Here is a 17,931-nt window from a genome sequence, read left to right as displayed (position 1 = left end):
GATGCCGTTGGAGATGCCGTCGAGGAGGCTCGACAGGCTCGACGAGCGGCTCGACAGGGCGTCGGCCGTGAAGAAGTTGGTGGGGTTGTCGAGGGCCGAGTTGACCTTCTTGTTGGTGGCGAGGCGGTTCTGCGTCGTGGCGAGAAGGTCGGCCGTGCCCTGCAGCGAGAGCAGGTTCTGGCGGGTCGCGGCGGAGAGCGTGATGTTGGAAGACATAAGGTTCGATCCGTTCTGATCGTGGGCGTCTCCGTTTTTGGAGACAGTCCCTTTAAACCACGCAGCCGTTGCCCTGAGCTTAAGCGACGTGGTGAATACAAGATGACCAAGCCTGGCCGTCCGGGACGGGCTTTGGGATTATCGAGACGACGCAAAGACTTGTCCGGTCCAGTCCTAAGACGTCTTCATGCTTTGTTAGCTACGATGGGCGACACTTACCCCGATCACCCCAACCGGATGCCCGCGCCATGCCCCTCAAGATCGAACTGAAGCCGTTCGAGCGCCTGCTGATCGGCGGGACGGCGATCCGCAACGGCTCGCGCCGCTCCTCCTTCGTCATCGAGACGGTGACGAACTTCCTGCGCGAGAGCGACATCATCCTCGAGAGCGAGGCCGACACGGCCTGCAAGCGTCTCTATCTCACCCTGACGGTGCTCTACCTCGCCGAGCCGACGCAGGAGGCGGAGGCGCTTCTCGTGAACCAGGCCAGCGCCCTGCTGGAGGCGGTGCCCTCGACGGCCCCCTACCTCAGCGACATCCTCGCCTTCGTGGCGGACCGCGAGTTCTACCGCGCGCTCAAGCGCTGCAAGGACCTCATCCAGTACGAGCAATCCCTCAGCAGCCGCCTCGCCGAATCGGAATGAGGGCAGGCCGCGCCCGGCAGGGAAGGGGACCCGTTATATAAAAAGCCCCGTCCCGAACGGCGCGTTCGGCACGGGGCTTTTGCATTTCGTCGGGGTCGGTCGTTCCCGAGAAGCCGGAGGCGGGCTTTCGCGGAGCGGCGTCAGCGGCCAGGGTTGGGGATCAGGCCGGGCGGGACGAGCCCCGCCGACGGCGCCGGCCGGACCTTGGGGGCCATGGGCTTCGCGGGCGCGGTCTCCACAGGCGCCTTGCGCGGGCCGATGGACCCGGTGGTCGTCACGTCCGGCATCGGCGCCATGGGGGAATCGATGCCGTAGATGTCGTCGCGAAAATGTGCCCGGCCGTCCGGCGTCGCGTAGCCCGTGAGGTACACGAAGGTCACGGGAATCTGTTTGGCGAGCTTGATGTCGAGGCGCTCGTTCGTGGCGATGTGGGTCTCGATCTCCATGGGACCCCAGGTCGAGGCCGGGCCGCCGGGGCCGGGCGTGCCCTCGAGCAGCCAGCCGGCGAGTTCCTTCACCTGTGCCACGCGCACGCAGCCGTGGGAATGGAACCGCACCTCGCGGGCGAACAGCGACTTCGACGGCGTGTCGTGCATGTAGACCGCCTGTTTGTTCGGCATGTCGATGCGGACCTGGCCGAGGGAATTGTCGAGGCCGGAATCCTGCCGCAGGGTGTAGTTCGCCGCCTTTTCGCTCGCCCAGTCGATGGCCGTCGGGTCGACCTCCGTGCCGCCGGGCCCGAGGATGCGGATGCGCTCGCGGGCGAGATACCCTGGGTCTTTCCGCATCTTCGGGATGATCTCCTTCTTGATGATGGAGACCGGCAGGGTCCAGGTCGGGTTGAGGTTCACGTCGGTGATGCGCGCCTCGATGCGCGGCGTCGCCTTGTCGGGCTTGCCGACCACGGCCACGTAGCGGCGCACCACGACCCCGCGCTCCACCGCCTCGACGGTGGCGGAGGGGATGTTCACCACCACGTAGCGGTCGCCGAAGGCGAAGGCGGAGCCGATCTGCCGGGCGGCCGAGGCGGCGAGCTGGCGCTGGCGCGTGGCTGCCGGCACGTTCAGCGCCGCCACGGTCTGGCGCCCGAGAAGGCCGGTCTCGGGCAGACCGTGCCGGGCCTGAAAGCTCTTCACCGCCGCCACCAGGGGCGCGTCGAGGACGTCCGACATAGGCATGTCGGCGGGCAGGTCTCCCACGAGGGCGAGGTGCTTGCGGAGTGCTGGGATCGCCGGATCGCGGGCGCCGGGCTTCACCACCAGCCCCGGCGGCAAGCTCGCCCAGCCGCCGGCATCGGCGAGCGCCTGATAGCGGTCGGCCATCTTCAGGGTGTCGAGGAAGGTCGCGGGGCTCAGGGTCGGCACCGGATCGGACGAGACGCGGGCGACGACGAGGGGCGGCAGCTCACGCGATTTCTTCGGGGCCGCCTCCTTGGCGAGCGTCTCGGCGTTGGGCGTGCCCGCCGGCACGATGGCCTGGACGGCGGGCGTCGCCGGCGCGGCAGCAACCTGGGGGTCGAGGCGCGGGGCGTCGGCCTTCGGCGCAGCCTTCGGGGCCGGATCCGCAGGGGCCGGTTCGGCCCGTGCCGCGAAGCCCAAGGGCGACAGGCTCGCGCACAGGGCGGTGACGAAGAGCGTGTGGCGCGAAAGCATCGCGAACCCCATGAGCCAACGGTTTCCCCGACCATGCGGGCCGTTGGTTACCAATCTCCTGCCGGGCCTGACGCGGGCACCCACCCGCCCTACCTCGTGAGCGAAACCGCACGGGAGACGCATCCGCATGACCGCCCTTCAGGAACAGGCCCGGCACCCGGCCATCCGCTCCGGCGCCACCGCCGTCGTCACGGGCGCGGCGAGCGGCATCGGGCTCGCCGCTGCCACGCGCTTCGCCGCCGAGGGCATGGCCGTCTGGCTTGCCGACCTGCCCGGCGGCGCCCTCGACGCGGCGCGCGAGACCGTGTCGGCGGCGGCCCCCGGGGGCGCCGCCATCCGGGCCGTCCCCACGGATGTGGGAGACCGCGCGGCGGTCGAAGCCCTGCGGGACGCCGTCTGCGCCGAGGGCGCGCCGGCGATCGTGATGCTGAACGCCGGCATTGAGGCCGGGGGCAAGCTGTTCTCCGATGCCGAAACTTGGCACCGCATCCTCGACACCAACCTGTGGGGCGTGATCAACGGTCTCCACGCCTTCGCGCCGGCGATGATCGAAGCCGGGGAGCCCGGTGCCATCGTGGTCACGGGCTCGAAGCAGGGCATCACCACGCCGCCGGGCAACACCCCCTACAACGTCTCGAAGGCGGGGGTGAAGGCGGCGACGGAAGCCCTGGCGCACGACCTGCGCGGCCGGGAGAACGGGCGCGTCACCGCTCACCTGCTCATTCCGGGCTTCGTCTATACCGGCCTCACGAAGGCGCGAGGCGTGGCGCAGAAGCCCGAGGGCGCCTGGACGCCGGAGGAGACGGTGGATTTCCTTCTCGCCGGGCTGGCGCGGGGCGACTTCTACATCCTGTGCCCCGACAACGAGACCACCCGCGCGCAGGACGAGAAGCGCATCGCCTGGGCGGCCGGCGACATCATCGAGAACCGCCCGGCCCTGTCGCGCTGGCATCCGGATTTTTCGGAGGCGTTCCGGCGCTACACGCAAGGATAAGGCGCCACGGCTGGCGAAGCTCTTGCTTGGGGTCTAAGCCTGACGCCACGATTCGCCTGCGTTCGGCGACGGGGAACAAGACCGACCCGGCCTCCGGACCATGCGCGAACGTCAACGAACCCGGGAGCCGCCCTTGGCCAGCATCATCCCCGTCGCCTCCTTCGATTGCGTCGTATTCGGCGCCACCGGCGACCTGACCACGCGCAAGTTGCTGCCGGCGCTCTACTACCGGTTCAAGGACGGCCAGATTCCCGGCACCTCCCGGATCATCGGCGCCTCGCGCTCCGAGATGAGCGCCGAGGCGTTTCGCGAGCGGGCCCGCGACGCCATCAAGCGCTTCGTGCCGGCCGTCGACGTGACGCCGGACTCCCTCGTGGCCTTCCTCGAACACCTCGACTACGTGGCCGTGGACGGGGCGGGCGAGGACGGCTGGGAGGATCTCGCGGCCAAGCTCGCCGAGCGGCCGGACCAGGTGCGGCCCTATTATCTGGCCACCTCGCCCGATCTCTACGGCTCCATCTGCCGCAATCTCGCCGCCCACGGGCTCATCGGCGAGAAATCCCGCGTGGTGCTGGAAAAGCCCATCGGCAAGGACCTGAAATCGGCCCGCGCCATCAACGATGCCGTGGGCGAGGTGTTTCCCGAGGAGCAGATCTTCCGCATCGATCACTATCTCGGCAAGGAGACGGTCCAGAACCTCCTGGCGCTGCGCTTCGCCAACACCATCTTCGAGCGCCTGTGGACGGCCGACGTCATCGACCACGTCCAGATCACGGTCGGCGAGACCGTCGGCGTCGAGGGCCGGGCGGGCTATTACGATACGTCCGGGGCGCTGCGCGACATGGTGCAGAACCACATGCTCCAGCTCCTCTGCCTCATGGCCATGGAGAGCCCCCTGTCGCTGGACGCCAATTCCGTGCGCGACGAGAAGCTGAAGGTGCTGCGCGCCCTCAAGCCCATCACCCCCCACGACGTTCAGACCGTGACCGTGCGCGGTCAGTACGGCGCCGGCGCCGTCGCCGGCCAGCCCGTGCAGAGCTACCGCACGGATCTCGGGGGCGATGCCCAGAGCCGCACCGAGACCTTCGTGGCCCTGAAGCTCGAGGTGCAGTCCTGGCGCTGGGCCGGGGTGCCGTTCTACCTGCGCACGGGCAAGCGCCTGCCCAAGAAGCTCTCCGAGATCGTGGTGCAGTTCCGCGCCTCGCCGTTCTCGATCTTCCCGACCGAAGCCTTCGGGCGCGAGCCGAACCGTCTCGTGATCCGCCTGCAGCCGGAGGAGGGGATCAAGCTCGAGGTGATGACGAAGGACCCCGGGCCCGGCGGCATGCGCCTCAGGCCCACCAACCTCGACATCTCCTTCGAGGAGACGTTCAAGCAGCGCTATCCCGATGCCTACGAGCGCCTGCTCATGGACGTGGTGCGCGGCAACGCCACCCTGTTCATGCGCCGCGACGAGGTCGAGGTCGCCTGGGCTTGGGCCGATTCCCTGCTGAAGGCCTGGGCCGAGCGGCCCGAGCCGCCCCGTCCCTACGCGGCGGGCAGCTGGGGGCCGACGGCCGCCATCGCGCTGATCGAACGCGACGGCCGCACCTGGCACGAGGAAATGCCCTGATACTCGGCCTCACGGATCCCAACCCACGGTTGGGATCCGTGAGGTTCGGCGGACGACCGCCGCCGCGCCGTCGCGCGGGCAGACCTTGATGAGGCGGGCTCATCAAGGTCTGGTACGAGGGCCGGGACGGCGCCCCGCCCGGGGCGCCGCACCCTCGACACCCGCGCGGCGCGCTCCTACACAGGAAGTATAGGGCCGGCCGGGATCGGAATTGCTGACCGATGAATAAGATCGAGCCGGGTATCGGCATCAATCGACGGTATCTCCATGACGAAGTCGTGGACCGGATGCGTGATCTCATCCGATCCGGCGAGCTCGAACCCCGCGCCCGCATCAACGAGGGCGAGCTGACCGAGCGGTTCGGCATCTCGCGCACCCCCCTGCGCGAGGCCATCAAGATCCTGGCGACGGAGGGGCTCCTCGAACTGCTGCCCAATCGCGGCGCGCGGGTGGCGAGCCTGTCGCAGGCCGAGATCGAGGAGATGATCGAGGTGATCGCCGGGCTGGAGGCCACGGCCGCGGATCTCGCCTGCCGCACGATCACGGACGAGGAGATCGCCGGGATCGAGGACGATCACCGCGCCATGGTGGCCGCCTGGAAGGCCGGGGACGAGGGGGCGTATTTCGGCCTCAACCGGGCCATCCACGAGGCGATCATGGCGGCGAGCCGCAACGCGACCCTGGCCAGCCTCTACGCCAGCCTGTCTGGGCGCATTCAGCGCTCGCGCTATGCCGTCCACCAGACGGCGGAGCAATGGGCGCGGGCCGTCTCCGAGCACGAGCGGATGATCGAACTCCTGCACCTGCGCGACGGCGAGGCGCTCGCGGTGCTCATGCGGGCACATATCCGGGCCAAGACCCCGGTCATCGTCGAGAATTTCGGCGCGACGGGCTGATCCGGGGGCGGCTGAGTGTCTCTCACGGAACGCCCCCTGTGCTCAAAGCGAGAACCGGCGGTGATCGGGAGATTCGTGAGCACCCTTACGCCGCCCGGACGGTGGCGAGGAATCGCACGACCTCGGCGTTGAGCCGATCGGCCTCCTGCGACAGTTCCGAGGCCGAGGCCAGCACCTGCGTGGCGGCGGCGCCCGTCGCCTCGGCGGCACCGGCGACGCCGGAGACGTTGGCCGTGACTTCGCCGGTACCGGAGGCCGCCTCGCTGACGTTGCGCACGATCTCCTGCGTCGCGGCCCCCTGTTCCTCGACGGCGGCCGCGATGGAGACGGCGACGGCACTGATCTCGCGGATGCGGGCCGTGATGCCCTCGATGGCGGTGACCGCCTCGCCCGTGGATCCCTGAATACGACCGATCTGGGCGCCAATCTCGTCGGTGGCCCGCGCCGTCTGGGTGGCGAGTTCCTTCACTTCCGCCGCGACCACGGCAAAGCCCCGGCCCGCTTCACCCGCCCGTGCCGCCTCGATGGTGGCGTTGAGGGCGAGGAGATTGGTCTGGCCCGCGATGGTGGCGATCATCGCCACGACGTCGCCGATCCGGGCGGCCGCCTCGCTGAGGTCCTGCATCCGGGCGCCCGTACGGGCCGCCTCGTCCACGGTGCGTTGCGCCAGGGTCGTGGAGCCGTCGACCTGCCGGCCGATCTCCTGGACGGAGGAGCTGAGTTCCTCGGTCGCCGCCGCCACCGTGGTGACGTTGCTGCCGGCCTGCTCCGCCGCCGCTGCCGCGGCCACGGATTGCCGGGCGGTCTGCGTCGCGGTGCCGGCGAGCCCTTGCGCCGTGCCGCGCAGCTGGGCCGCCGCCCCCGTTACGCGGGTCAGAATGCCGCCCACCGCGTTCTCGAACCCGTCGGCCAGGGCGACGGCCGCCGCCCTGCGCTGGGCCTCCGCCCCGGCCCGCGCCAGGGCCGTCTCCGCCTCGAGGGCGCGGGTCCGCATCAGGGTGTCCCGGAAGGTGTCGAGGGTTGCCGCCATCGCGCCGATCTCGTCGCCGCGCCCGACGCTCGGAATCTTCGAGTCCGTGTCGCCGGCGGCGAGCCGACGCATGGCGACGGTCATCGCCTCGATGGGACGGGCGACGCCGAGGAACGCGAAGGCCATCGCGGCGATGGCCATGGCGACCGCGGCGACCAGCATCAGCTGCGTGATGAAGATCGCTCCGGCTTGGTTCGCCCGCGCGGCCTGGCCGGCATCGGCACCGGCCTTGCGGTTCAGGTCGACGAGCTTGCGCCCGGTGGCCGTCAGGGCGGTATAGTCGGCCTGAATGGGGCCGCGGAAGCGGGCGAAGATCGTCTCGCGGTCGGCTGGGTCGATCCGTTTCAGCGCGGTCCATCCCCCTATCATCGCCTGCCACTGCGTATCGAACGCGGCGACCAGGGCGCGCTCCTCGGGCGAACTCACGAGGGCATCGTAGGCGGCGCGCGTGCGTCCGAGGGCCTCGACCAGTTCATCGCTCGCCTTGGTGCTCGAGGCCCGCTCCGCCTCGGTGTCGGCCGTGAGGTAGCGGAACTGCCAGAGGCGGATGCGCATCACCAGGGCGTTGAGGGCGTGGGCCGTATCCACCGACGGCAGGGCATTGCCCGCCAGCTGTTCGACTTCCGCCCCGATCGTGTGGAGTTTGCGCAGGGAGATCACCCCTTGAACGGTGGTGATCACGGCCAGCAGGGCGAAAAGTCCGCTGAGCGTCGCTTTGATCGAGGGTCGCATAGGTCAGCCCGAAAAAATCGCAAGTGGTCTTGCAACTGTATTTTTTCGATTAGTCCGGGAGGTCTTAAGGATCGGTTGTATCACGCCGCGTCGTTGATCGCCCGTAGGCTCGCCACGAGGTCCGAGAAGCGGTCACCCTGCACGATCACGTGGGCGCGCAGCCGTTCGGAGGCCAGGGTCTCGTCGCCGGCCACGATGGCGGCCACGATGGCCTCGTGCTCAGCCAGCGATTGGCCGAGACGGTGACGCGCCCGGAGCTGCATCCGCCGGAACGGCGCGAGGCGTCGGTGCAGCAGGCGGGCCTGTTCGGCGAGGAACGCGTTGCGGCAGGCCCGGTAGACCACCGTGTGGAAGACGTAGTTCTCCTCGTAATAGGCTTCCGGGTCCTGGGCCTCGGCGGCGGCCGCGCAGGCGGCGAGGGCCGCCTTGAGGGCGGCCTCGTCGGCGGGGATCAGCCGGCGGGCCGCGAGCCGGCCGCAGGCGGCCTCGATCTCCGCCATGGTCTCGAACATGGCGATGAGCAGTTGCGGATCGGGCGCGCTCACCAGGGCGCCCCGGCGCGGCTTGATCTCGACGAGACCCGTCATCGCCAGTTGCAGCAGCGCCTCGCGGATGGGCGTGCGCGACACGCCGAAGCGCTCGGCCAGTTCCGTCTCGTCGAGGCGGGCGCCGATGGCGAGGCGCCCGTCGACGATCTCCGTCTCGATGGTCTGGCGCAGGCGCAGGGACTGGTTCACGCGCTCGGGTTCCATGGGGCCGGTTCCTCCGCCTGTGCCTTGAGCCGTCGACTCGGTTACCTTATGCGGCACGGTTGACAAAATATACAAGCCGTCGTTCTCTGGTATAAATAGCGGGCAATGCAGTATAAATGTTGCACCGCAAAACAACGCGGGCGACGTGCCTGCCTCGGAGAGGAAGACGCCATGACGTTGACACGCCGCACCCTCGTCGCCGCCGGCTTGGCCGCCCCCGCGATCCTGACCCTGGGGGGCCGGGCCCGGGCCGCCACGACGCTCAAGATCTCGCACCAGTTCCCCGGCGGCACCCTCGAGGAGGGCGACTTTCGCGATCGCGCGTGCCGGAAGTTCGCCGCCGCCCTGGCCGAGCGCTCGAAGGGCGCCCTGGAACTGCAGGTCTATCCCGGCTCGTCGCTCATGAAGACGAATGCCCAGTTCGGCGCCATCCGCAAGGGCGCCCTCGACATGACGCTCTATCCCAGCCCCTACGCGGGCGGCGAGGTGCCGGAGATGAATATCGGCCTGATGCCGGGCCTCGTCACCTCCTACGCGCAGGCCACGGCCTGGAAGAACGCCCCCGTCGGCCGCAAGCTCACGGAGATCCTCGAATCCAAAGGCGTCGTCGTGGTCTCGTGGGTGTGGCAGGCCGGCGGCGTCGCGAGCCGCGACCGGCCGCTCTTCGCCCCCGGCGACGCCAAGGGCCTCAAGGTCCGGGGCGGCTCGCGCGAAATGGACCTGATGATGAAGGCTGCGGGGGCCGCCACCCTGTCGATCCCGTCGAACGAATCCTACGCCGCCATGCAGACGGGCGCGTGCGACGCCGTCATCACTTCCTCCACGAGCCTGATCTCGTTCCGCCTGGAGGAACTGTCGAAATCCCTCACCTCGGGAGCGCAGCACACCTACTGGCTCATGTGGGAGCCGATCATGATGTCGAAGATCGTGTTCGACCGTCTGCCGAAGGACCAGCAGGACCTCATCATGGCCATCGGCGCCGAACTCGAGACCTTCGGGCAGGCCGGCGCCAAGGCCGACGACACCCGCGTCGAGGAGGTCTTCGCCAAGGCCGGCGCCAAGGTGCAGCAACTCGACGAGAAGACGCTCGGCCAATGGCGCGACATCGCCAAGGACACGGCCTGGAAGGATTTCGCCGGCAAGTCCACGAGCTGCGCCGAACTCCTCAAGCTGGCGGAGCAGGTGTCGTGAGCCACGCCTTCGACGCGGCATCCGCCGCTTCCCAAGCGGGGCCGGCCACACCCGAACCCCGCATCCCCGGCCTGCTCGGGGCCGTCGACCGGACCATGAAGGCCATCAACGGCGTGGTGATGGTCTTCGGCGGCCTCGCCCTCGTCGGCGCCTGCCTCGTGCTGAGCTACAGCGTGTTCGTGCGCTACTGGCTGAAGGAGCCGACGGATTGGCAGGACGAGATGGCGGTGTTCCTCATCGTCGGCGCCACCTTCTTCTCGGCCGCCGCCGTTCAGGCCAAGCGCGGCCACGTCGCCATCGAGGCGCTGAGCGGCCTGCTCCCGCCCCGCGTGAACCGGGTCCGCCTGCTCATGGCCGACCTCGTCAGCATCGTGTTCGTGACGTTCTTCGCCTGGAAGAGCTGGAGCCTGTTCCACGAGGCCTGGGTTGACGGGCAGGTGTCGCAATCGACCTGGGGGCCGCCCCTCTGGATCCCCTACGCCCTGATGGCGGTCGGCATGAGCTTCCTTGCCCTGCAGTTCCTCCTGCAGATCGCCGAGGCCCTGAGCTTCGGCCCCCGCGCGGCGGGTTGGGCGAACCCGAAGGTCGGCCTCGGCGCCGACCTGAACGCTGACCCCCTCAAGACGAGCCCCCACCCATGAGCGTCGCGGCCATCGGCTTCCTCTACGCAGGCGCCACCCTGAGCGCGATGCTGGCCGGCATCCCCATCGCGTTCGCGCTGGGGTTCGTGGCGCTGGCCTTCATGTATTTCTTCATGCCCGCCGCCTCCCTCGATACGGTGGCGCAGAACGTCTACGAGGAGATGGCCTCCATCACCCTGCTGTCGATCCCGCTCTTCATCCTGAAGGGCGCGGCCATCGGGCGTAGCCGGGCCGGACAGGACCTCTACTCGGCCATGCATGCCTGGATGCACCGGATCCCCGGGGGCTTAGGCATCGCCAACGTGTTCGCCTGCGCCCTGTTCGCCGCCATGGCGGGGTCCTCGCCCGCCACCTGCTCGGCCATCGGCTCGGCCGGCATCCCGGAGATGAGGAAGCGCGGCTACTCGCCGGGCTTCGCCGCCGGCATCATCGCCGCCGGGGGGACGTTGGGCATCCTGCTGCCGCCCTCCATCACCATGATCCTCTACGCGGTGGCGGCCGAGCAGTCCCTGGGGCGCCTGTTCCTCGCCGGCATCGGGCCGGGCCTGCTGCTGGTGGGCCTGTTCGCCACCTGGTCGGTCTACCGCTTCCGGGCGGAATACGCCGCCGCGAAGGTGGCGTTCGAGCGCAGCGGTACGCACTCGCCGATCCTGGCCGAGGACACCTACAGCATGCGCGAGCGGTTCTCGACGCTGCCGCGGGTGCTGCCCTTCGTGGTGCTGCTCACGGGCGTGATGGTGGCCCTCTACGGCGGCTATTCCACCCCGTCCGAGACGGCGGGCCTCGGCGGCCTCCTGGCGCTGGGCCTCATCGCCGTCATCTACGGCGTCTGGCGCCCGCGCGACGTGAACCCGATCCTCGCCGCCACCCTGCGGGAATCGACCATGCTGATGCTCATCATCGGCATGTCGCTCCTCTACGCCTACGTGATGAGCTACCTCCACATCTCGCAGGCCGCGGCCTCGGCCATCGTGGCGATGCAGCTCTCGCCCTGGGTGCTCCTGGTAACGATCCTCGGCCTCGTGATCCTGCTCGGCTTCTTCCTGCCGCCGGTCTCGATCATCCTGATGACGGCGCCGATCATCCTGCCGCCCCTGAAGGCCGCCGGGTTCGACCTCGTGTGGTTCGGCGTCGTCATGACCATCACCATGGAGATGGGGCTGATCCACCCGCCGGTGGGCCTCAACATCTTCGTCATCAAGAACATCGCCCCCGACATCCCGCTCAAAGACATCATCTGGGGCACGCTGCCCTTCGTGATGCTCATGGCGGTGGCGATCCTGATCCTCTGCCTCGTCCCCGGCATCGCCCTGTGGCTGCCGAACTGGCTGCTGCCCTCGACCCGGTAAGCCGGATCTCGCACCGGCGGTGGGCGGCCCGGACCTCTGGTTCGGGCCGTTCTTTTTCGTGTTTGAACAGCCTCACCGCCCCTGCCAGTCCGGCGCCCGCTTACCCAGGAACGCCTCCATCCCCTCGCGGAAATCGGCGCTCGTGTAGCAGAGGCGGATGAGGTCGTCCCCGGGGCGCTCGCCCTGCGTGTCGTCGGCATCCTGGAGGCGGCGCAGGCCCTCCTTCGTCGCCCGCAGGGTCAGGGGGGCGTGGCCCGCCACCAGCACGGCGAGGTCGGTGGCGCGCCCGTGAAGCGCCTCGGCATCGGCCACCACCTCGCCGACGAGGCCGATGGCCAGCGCCTCCTCGGCGCCGACGAGGCGGGCGGTGAAGATCATGTCCTTCACCCGCGCCGGGCCGACGAGGCCGGAGAGCCGCTTGAGGTTGGCGAGCGACAGGCAGTTGCCCAGCGTCCGCGCGATGGGAAAGCCGAAGCGCGCGTCCCGCGTGGCGATCCGGAGGTCGCAGGCCGCCGCGATGGCCGCGCCCCCGCCGGTGCAGGCCCCCGCGATGGCGGCGATGACGGGCACGCGCAGGCGCTCCAGGGCGCCCATCACCCGGTCCATGAATCGCTCGTAGTCGAGGGCGTCCTGCGCGGAGGAGAAGCTGCGGAACTGGGCGATGTCGGTGCCCGCCGCGAACGCCTTGTCGCCGGCCCCGGTGATGACGAGTACCCGCACGGACGGATCGGCCTCGATCCGCCCGCAGAGGTCGATGAGCCCCTGATACATCGCGAAGGTCAGCGCGTTGCGGGCCTGGGGCCGATTGAGGACGATGCGGGCGATGCCCGCTGCATCCTGCGTGAACAGGAGTTCGTCGGGGGCGCTCGGAGGGAGAGTCATGGCAGGTCCGGGGTGGCGTGGCGGTCGCCCCGGTCTGCCCATCCGGACCCGCGGGATCAACCCGCGTGTCCCCGCCTCGGGAACGCCCGGCACGGGCTTCCGTTGACGTCGGATTCGGCAATTCGGCGCGCGAGAACCGCCGCGCCCTTCGGAGACGATCCCATGCGCGGATGGATGCGACACACGGCCGGCCTGACCGCGCTCACCCTCGCCCTCGGCGCGGCGCAAGCAGCGCAGGCCGGGTGCACCCGGCAGGTGATCAACCGGACGGACCACGACGTGGTGTTCAGCCAGGACGGCGGCCCGGGCATCACCGTGCGCCCGCACCGGGCTCACCCGCTCCTGTATCGCCGCTCCGGGCGGATCGATGTCGCGGTCTATTGCCGGTCGCGCCAAGCCGGCCTGGAGCCCGTGCCTCGGGAGCCCGCCTTCCAGGCCGCGTTCGACACCGTGGCGGTGCTCGACCGCTGCTACGTCGAGGTCGGGCGCGGCGGCACCCAGCCCGTCGCCCTCAACAATCCGCGCCAGGGCGACGTCGTGGTGGCGCCCTACGGGCTCGCCTGCCCGTCCGCGCGGTAGGCGAGATCAGAACACCGCCGGAACGAACATCTCCGGCGGCACCGGCTGGCGGGCGTAGTCGTCGTGGCGCTCGCGCTCGGGCAGGTGGACGGGGGCGCGCGGCACCTCGCCATAGGGGATCTGCGACAGGAGGTGGGCGATGCAGTTGAGACGGGCCTTCTTCTTGTCCACGGCCTCCACCACCCACCACGGCGCCTCCGGGATGTGGGTGCGCGCGAGCATCACCTCCTTGGCCTTGGTGTAGTCCTCCCACAGGCGGCGCGACTGCACGTCCATGGGGGAGAGCTTCCACTGCTTGAGGGGATCGTGGATGCGCATCGAGAAGCGCAGGGCCTGCTCCTCGTCGGTGATCGAGAACCAGTATTTCAGCACGATGATCCCTGAGCGCACCAGCATCCGCTCGAATTCCGGCACGGAGCGGAAGAACTCCTCCACCTCGTCGGGGGTACAGAAGCCCATCACCCGCTCGACGCCGGCACGATTGTACCAGGAGCGGTCGAACAGCACGATCTCGCCGCCGGCGGGCAGGTGCGCGACGTAGCGCTGGAAATACCATTGCGTGCGTTCGCGCTCGCTCGGGGCCGGCAGGGCGGCGACCCGGCAGACGCGCGGATTGAGGCGCTGGGTGATGCGCTTGATCGCTCCGCCCTTGCCGGCGGAATCGCGGCCCTCGAAGATCACCACCACGCGCAGCTTCTGCGCCTGCACCCAGTCCTGCAGGCGGACCAATTCGTGCTGGAGCCGGAACAGCTCGCGGAAGTAGCGCCGGCGGTCCATTCCGGGCGGGCGCGGCGTGTCCCCGATGGCGTCGGCGAGGCGCTCGAGGCGCTCCTCCTCCATCTCCATCTCGAGTTCCTCGTCGAAATCGTCCGTGAGTTCGCGCCGGATCGCCTCGATGTCGAGGCCCTGCGCCCGCTGCCCGTGATCCATCCCCGCCATCCCTCGCCGGCCCGATCCGCGGCTTAAAGCAGGGGCGTGTGACAGTCCGGCTACGGGCGGGGCCTGCGGCGGCGCGCCGTGGCGCGATCCGTCGGTGCGGGCTCGTCAAACGCACCGTCCGGTCGTAAGCCGACCTCCGACCCGGGCGCGGTCGGCCTCAAAACACCGCAATCCGCGCCAATCCGTCATCCAAACGTCATGCCCCGTCGCGAACGGTGCGCGCCGAACCTCCCACGGAGCCTTTGCCCGCATGGACTTCTTCCGCCGCTTCACCGTGCTGATGTGCGCGCCGAACTTCGATCCGGATGACCTCGAGGGCGTGCGGGTGCAGCAGATCATCGGGTCGGTCGAGAAACTCGGCTTCGAGGTGGTGCGGGCGCGGCGCGTCGAGGACGCGGCCATCGCGGTCCAGACCGATTCGGCCATCGGCTGCATGGTGGTGGATTGGGGCAAGCGCGGGCTGGACGGCAAGGCGGCGGCCCTCATCAACCTCATGCGGAAGCGCGGGCTGGAAATGCCCATCGTGATCATGGTCCGCCGCAAGCGTCTGGAGGACATCCCCGTCGAGGTGCTCGACTTCATCGACGGCTACATCTTCCTCGCCGAAGAAACCCCGGACTACATCGCCCGCGGCCTCGTCAGCCGGGTGAAGCAGTACGCCGAGACCCTGAAGACGCCGTTCTTCGGGGCGCTGGTCGACTACGCCGAGCAGGGCAACCAGCTCTGGACCTGCCCCGGCCACAACGGTGGCATCTTCTACAACCGCTCGCCCATCGGGCGCATCTTCGTCGAGCATCTCGGCGAGGCGGTGTTCCGCGACGACCTCGACAACTCGGTCCTCGATCTCGGCGACCTTCTAGTGCACGAGGGCCCCGCCCTGAAGGCGCAGAAGGAGGCCGCCGTCATCTTCGGGGCGGAGAAGACCTACTTCGTCCTCAACGGCACCTCGGCCTCGAACAAGATCGTACTCTCGGCCCTCGTGGCGGAAGGCGACCTCGTCCTGTTCGACCGCAACAACCACAAGGCAGCGCATCACGGCGCGCTGTTCCTCGGCGGCGGCGTGCCGGTCTTCCTCGAGACCGATCGCAACGCCTACGGCCTCATCGGCCCCATGTACCACGAGGCCCTGGACGAGACGGCGATCCGCGAGAAAATACGAAAAAATCCCCTGGTGAAGGACCCCGACGCGTGGAAGCGCGAGCGCCCGTTCCGCGTCGCGGTGGTGGAGCAGTGCACCTACGACGGCACGATCTACAACGCGCAGATGATCCTCGATAAGATCGGGCACCTCTGCGACTACATCCTGTTCGACGAGGCCTGGGCCGGCTTCATGAAGTTCCACCCGCTCTTCGCCGGGTGCTTTGCCATGGGGCTCAAAGGTCTCGACGAGACCTCGCCCGGCATCATCGCCACCCAATCGACCCACAAGCAGCTCGCGAGCTTCTCCCAGGCGTCGCAGATCCACACCAAGGACAGCCACATCCGGGGCCAGACCCGGCGCATCGAGCACCGGCGCTTCAACGAGACCTTCCTCGTCCACGCCTCGACCTCGCCGTTCTATCCCCTGTTCGCCTCCCTCGACGTCGGCGCGCAGATGATGAAGGGCCGCTCGGGCGTGGTCTTGTGGGACGACACGATCCGGCTCGGCATCGAGTGGCGCAAGAAGGTCCGCGCCATCCGCCGCGAGTTCGAGGAGAAGGAAGGCGATCCGAACCGCCGCTGGTTCTTCGACCCCTTCGTGCCCGACACCGTGCAGGGCGCGGACGGCCCGGTGCCGTGGGAGAGTCTTTCCACCGACGAGCTCGCCGGCAACGCCAAGCACTGGGAGCTGACGCCCGATGCCGCCTGGCACGGCTTCACCCACGTGGCGCCGAACTACGCCATGACCGACCCGAACAAGCTCACCGTGCTGACCCCGGGCTTCGACCGGCGCACGGGCGAATACGCCGCCCACGGCGTGCCCGCGCCCATCGTCGCCCAGTACCTGCGTGAGAACCGCATCGTGCCGGAGAAGAACGACCTCAACTCGCTGCTCTTCCTCCTCACGCCCGGCGTCGAATCCTCCAAGGCCGGAACGCTGATCTCGGGGCTGGTCGCCTTCAAGCGCCTGCACGACGACAACGTGCCGCTCGAGGACGCCATGCCCGAATTCGTCCGGCGCCGGCCCAACCGCTACAAGGGTGTGCGCCTGCGCGACCTCTGCGCGGATTTCCACGCCTTCCACCGCGAGCACGGCACCAGCGCCCTCCAGCGCAAGCAGTTCGAGCCCGGGCACCTGCCCGAGATGGTGATGACCCCGAAGGAAGCGGTGCAGCAGCTCACCCGCAACAACGTCGATTACGTGCCGATCGCGGAAGCCGAGGGCCGTGTGGCGACGACCTTGCTTCTCGTCTACCCGCCGGGCATCGGCACGGTGCTGCCGGGCGAGCGACTGGACGAGCGGGCCAAACCCATGCTGGACTACTTCAAAATGTTCGAGCGCTCGGCGAACCTGTTCCCGGGCTTCGAGGCCGAGATCCAGGGGGTGTTCCGCAACGTCGATCCCGACGGCACCATCCGGTTCCACACCTACGTCATGCGCGAGCCCCGCGTCCTGCGCGAGGGCCGCTGATGCCGGCGGGCCTCGCGCTGGCGAGCGATCCCGACCTCGTCATCCGGCCCTCGTCGGATGCCGACGTGCCGGACATGGTGGACATCTACGCCCACCACATCCGGCGCGGGGTCGGCGATATCGGCGACTTCGAGGAGGATCCGCTCCATCCGGACGACCTCAAGAAGCGGCGCAAGGCCATGCGCAAGAAGCGCCTGCCCCACCTCGTGGCCGACCGCGACGGCGTGGTGGCCGGCTACGCCTATGCCGTGCCGTTCCGCAAGCGCCCGGCCTACCGCTACACCCTCAAGCACTCGATCTACGTCCACCACGAGCACCTGCAGGCGGGCATCGGCCGGCGCCTGCTCCCGGCCCTCATCGAGGCCTGCGCGGCGGGCGGCTACCGCCAGATGATCGGCTACATCGACGCGAAGAACGAGGCGTCCCTGCGCCTCCACGAAGCCTGCGGGTTCGTCCGCGTCGGGCTCCTGCCGGCGGTGGGCTACAAGTACGGCCGCTGGAGCGACAGCGTGATGGTGCAATGCTCCCTCGGCTCCGGTTCCACCGACCAGCCCGGCACCTGGACGCGCTCCGTCGAGGCGGTGGTGGCGGGGCACGACTGGATCGGGACGTGAGCGTATTTGAGAAAATACGGATGCGATCTGACGGATGAGCTATTTCATGCCAAGCTGTGCAGAAAAACATTTCATGAATGAGGTGTAATGTTTTTCCAGAGTTGCATCGTTGTTTTCAATATCATAAAGGTATTTATCCCAGTCGTTATTCCATTTCGATCTCCAGTTTAGCTTGGCTTCTCTGACGTTGATCTTGATCTTCGCCGGCTCGCCATAGCCATTGAATTCTTTGAAGCAGCTTTTGATGAATATTTGATATTTATCGAACATTTTCTTATCGAACAACGCTCGGTATATGTGCATCTCTCGATCGCATGCCCTCTTTCGCTCAATGATCCGATCGGGAGTGAGCGTTTGCCAATGTCCGACGAAATTTATGAAACAGTATATTTCATTTATAGCAGGAGCTAATTCCTTATAAATCGCTATTCTCTGCTTGATTAATTCACTATTTAGGAATTTTGTTTTGTCCGTGAAGATCAAAACATAAGCAATCAGGATCGTTAGGGCGGCTCCAATAATCGGAGTTGCAATCGAGATGACGATCTTCGTTATTTCTAGATTATCCAAGACGAGTTTGGTCAAATTCTGGAGCAT

General features: G+C 68.1%; 16 protein-coding genes and 1 pseudogene. 10 read left to right on the top strand and 7 right to left on the bottom strand.

The annotated features are described in order from the left end of the window. Positions 1-216 (bottom strand): annotated as a pseudogene (locus tag MFF01_RS07365) (flagellar hook protein); the annotation flags it as partial. Between the two features lie 248 nt (positions 217-464). On the opposite strand from MFF01_RS07365, the gene MFF01_RS07360 reads away from it, so the two are divergent. Continuing rightward, positions 465-860 (top strand): flagellar biosynthesis repressor FlbT, encoded by a 396-nt coding sequence (locus tag MFF01_RS07360; protein WP_238223483.1) that lies wholly within the window; start codon positions 465-467, stop codon positions 858-860. A 140-nt stretch (positions 861-1,000) separates the two neighbouring features. Here MFF01_RS07360 and MFF01_RS07355 read toward each other — a convergent pair whose 3' ends face one another. After that, positions 1,001-2,524, bottom strand: a complete 1,524-nt coding sequence (locus MFF01_RS07355) for a L,D-transpeptidase family protein (protein ID WP_238223481.1) — start codon at positions 2,522-2,524, stop codon at positions 1,001-1,003. A gap of 115 nt (positions 2,525-2,639) precedes the next feature. Here MFF01_RS07355 and MFF01_RS07350 point away from each other — a divergent pair, with 115 nt between their 5' ends. The 3 genes from MFF01_RS07350 (at position 2,640) to MFF01_RS07340 (ending at position 6,014) form a co-directional block, all read left to right on the top strand. After that, a complete protein-coding gene (locus MFF01_RS07350) occupies positions 2,640-3,506 on the top strand; it encodes an SDR family NAD(P)-dependent oxidoreductase (RefSeq protein WP_238223480.1) in 867 nt (288 codons plus the stop codon). A 133-nt stretch (positions 3,507-3,639) separates the two neighbouring features. Beyond that, entirely contained in the window at positions 3,640-5,118 is a 1,479-nt protein-coding gene (zwf, locus tag MFF01_RS07345; RefSeq protein WP_238223479.1) for a glucose-6-phosphate dehydrogenase, read from the top strand. A gap of 221 nt (positions 5,119-5,339) precedes the next feature. After that, complete coding sequence (locus MFF01_RS07340) at positions 5,340-6,014, top strand: GntR family transcriptional regulator (RefSeq protein WP_238223478.1); 675 nt, start codon at positions 5,340-5,342, stop codon at positions 6,012-6,014. A gap of 85 nt (positions 6,015-6,099) precedes the next feature. Here the strand turns inward: MFF01_RS07340 and MFF01_RS07335 are convergent, their stop codons facing one another. Both MFF01_RS07335 and MFF01_RS07330 read right to left on the bottom strand, forming a co-directional pair. Further along, on the bottom strand, positions 6,100-7,776 hold the full coding sequence (locus MFF01_RS07335) for a methyl-accepting chemotaxis protein (RefSeq protein ID WP_238223477.1): 1,677 nt from the start codon (positions 7,774-7,776) through the stop codon (positions 6,100-6,102). 80 nt (positions 7,777-7,856) lie between these two features. Further along, positions 7,857-8,528 carry a GntR family transcriptional regulator gene (locus MFF01_RS07330; protein WP_373319667.1) on the bottom strand — a complete coding sequence of 224 codons (672 nt, stop codon included), beginning with the start codon at positions 8,526-8,528 and terminating at the stop codon, positions 7,857-7,859. A gap of 171 nt (positions 8,529-8,699) precedes the next feature. Between MFF01_RS07330 and dctP the strand changes: the two genes are divergently transcribed. Genes dctP through MFF01_RS07315 form a run of 3 tightly spaced genes read left to right on the top strand, consistent with a single transcriptional unit; the run spans position 8,700 to position 11,709 of the window. Further along, the gene (gene dctP, locus MFF01_RS07325) at positions 8,700-9,719 is read left to right on the top strand and encodes a TRAP transporter substrate-binding protein DctP (protein ID WP_238223476.1); all 1,020 of its coding nucleotides are present in this window, start codon (positions 8,700-8,702) and stop codon (positions 9,717-9,719) included. Then, positions 9,716-10,360: a TRAP transporter small permease gene (locus MFF01_RS07320; protein ID WP_238223474.1), complete on the top strand. Its 645-nt coding sequence runs from the start codon at positions 9,716-9,718 to the stop codon at positions 10,358-10,360. Before dctP ends, MFF01_RS07320 begins: the two co-directional genes overlap by 4 nt. Next, positions 10,357-11,709 (top strand): TRAP transporter large permease, encoded by a 1,353-nt coding sequence (locus MFF01_RS07315; RefSeq protein WP_238223472.1) that lies wholly within the window; start codon positions 10,357-10,359, stop codon positions 11,707-11,709. The genes MFF01_RS07320 and MFF01_RS07315 overlap by 4 nt, the downstream gene beginning before the upstream one ends. Before the next feature lie 72 nt (positions 11,710-11,781). Here MFF01_RS07315 and MFF01_RS07310 read toward each other — a convergent pair whose 3' ends face one another. Then, positions 11,782-12,591, bottom strand: a complete 810-nt coding sequence (locus MFF01_RS07310) for an enoyl-CoA hydratase/isomerase family protein (protein ID WP_238223470.1) — start codon at positions 12,589-12,591, stop codon at positions 11,782-11,784. Positions 12,592-12,753: 162 nt separating this feature from the next. Between MFF01_RS07310 and MFF01_RS07305 the strand changes: the two genes are divergently transcribed. Next, positions 12,754-13,170 carry a hypothetical protein gene (locus MFF01_RS07305; RefSeq protein ID WP_238223469.1) on the top strand — a complete coding sequence of 139 codons (417 nt, stop codon included), beginning with the start codon at positions 12,754-12,756 and terminating at the stop codon, positions 13,168-13,170. Positions 13,171-13,176: 6 nt separating this feature from the next. Here MFF01_RS07305 and ppk2 read toward each other — a convergent pair whose 3' ends face one another. After that, positions 13,177-14,100: a polyphosphate kinase 2 gene (gene ppk2, locus MFF01_RS07300; protein ID WP_238223468.1), complete on the bottom strand. Its 924-nt coding sequence runs from the start codon at positions 14,098-14,100 to the stop codon at positions 13,177-13,179. Positions 14,101-14,359: 259 nt separating this feature from the next. Between ppk2 and MFF01_RS07295 the strand changes: the two genes are divergently transcribed. Continuing rightward, complete coding sequence (locus tag MFF01_RS07295) at positions 14,360-16,720, top strand: Orn/Lys/Arg family decarboxylase (RefSeq protein WP_238223467.1); 2,361 nt, start codon at positions 14,360-14,362, stop codon at positions 16,718-16,720. Continuing rightward, on the top strand, positions 16,720-17,334 hold the full coding sequence (locus MFF01_RS07290) for a GNAT family N-acetyltransferase (protein ID WP_238223466.1): 615 nt from the start codon (positions 16,720-16,722) through the stop codon (positions 17,332-17,334). Before MFF01_RS07295 ends, MFF01_RS07290 begins: the two co-directional genes overlap by 1 nt. A gap of 39 nt (positions 17,335-17,373) precedes the next feature. On the opposite strand, the gene MFF01_RS07285 is transcribed toward MFF01_RS07290, so the two are convergent. Then, positions 17,374-17,931 (bottom strand): hypothetical protein, encoded by a 558-nt coding sequence (locus MFF01_RS07285; protein WP_238223465.1) that lies wholly within the window; start codon positions 17,929-17,931, stop codon positions 17,374-17,376.

The sequence above is a fragment of the Methylobacterium adhaesivum genome (assembly GCF_022179065.1).
GTDB classification, from domain to species: Bacteria; Pseudomonadota; Alphaproteobacteria; order Rhizobiales; family Beijerinckiaceae; genus Methylobacterium; species Methylobacterium adhaesivum.
Note: the sequence above shows the minus strand (reverse complement) of the source record. Positions and strands in the feature narration are given on the sequence as shown.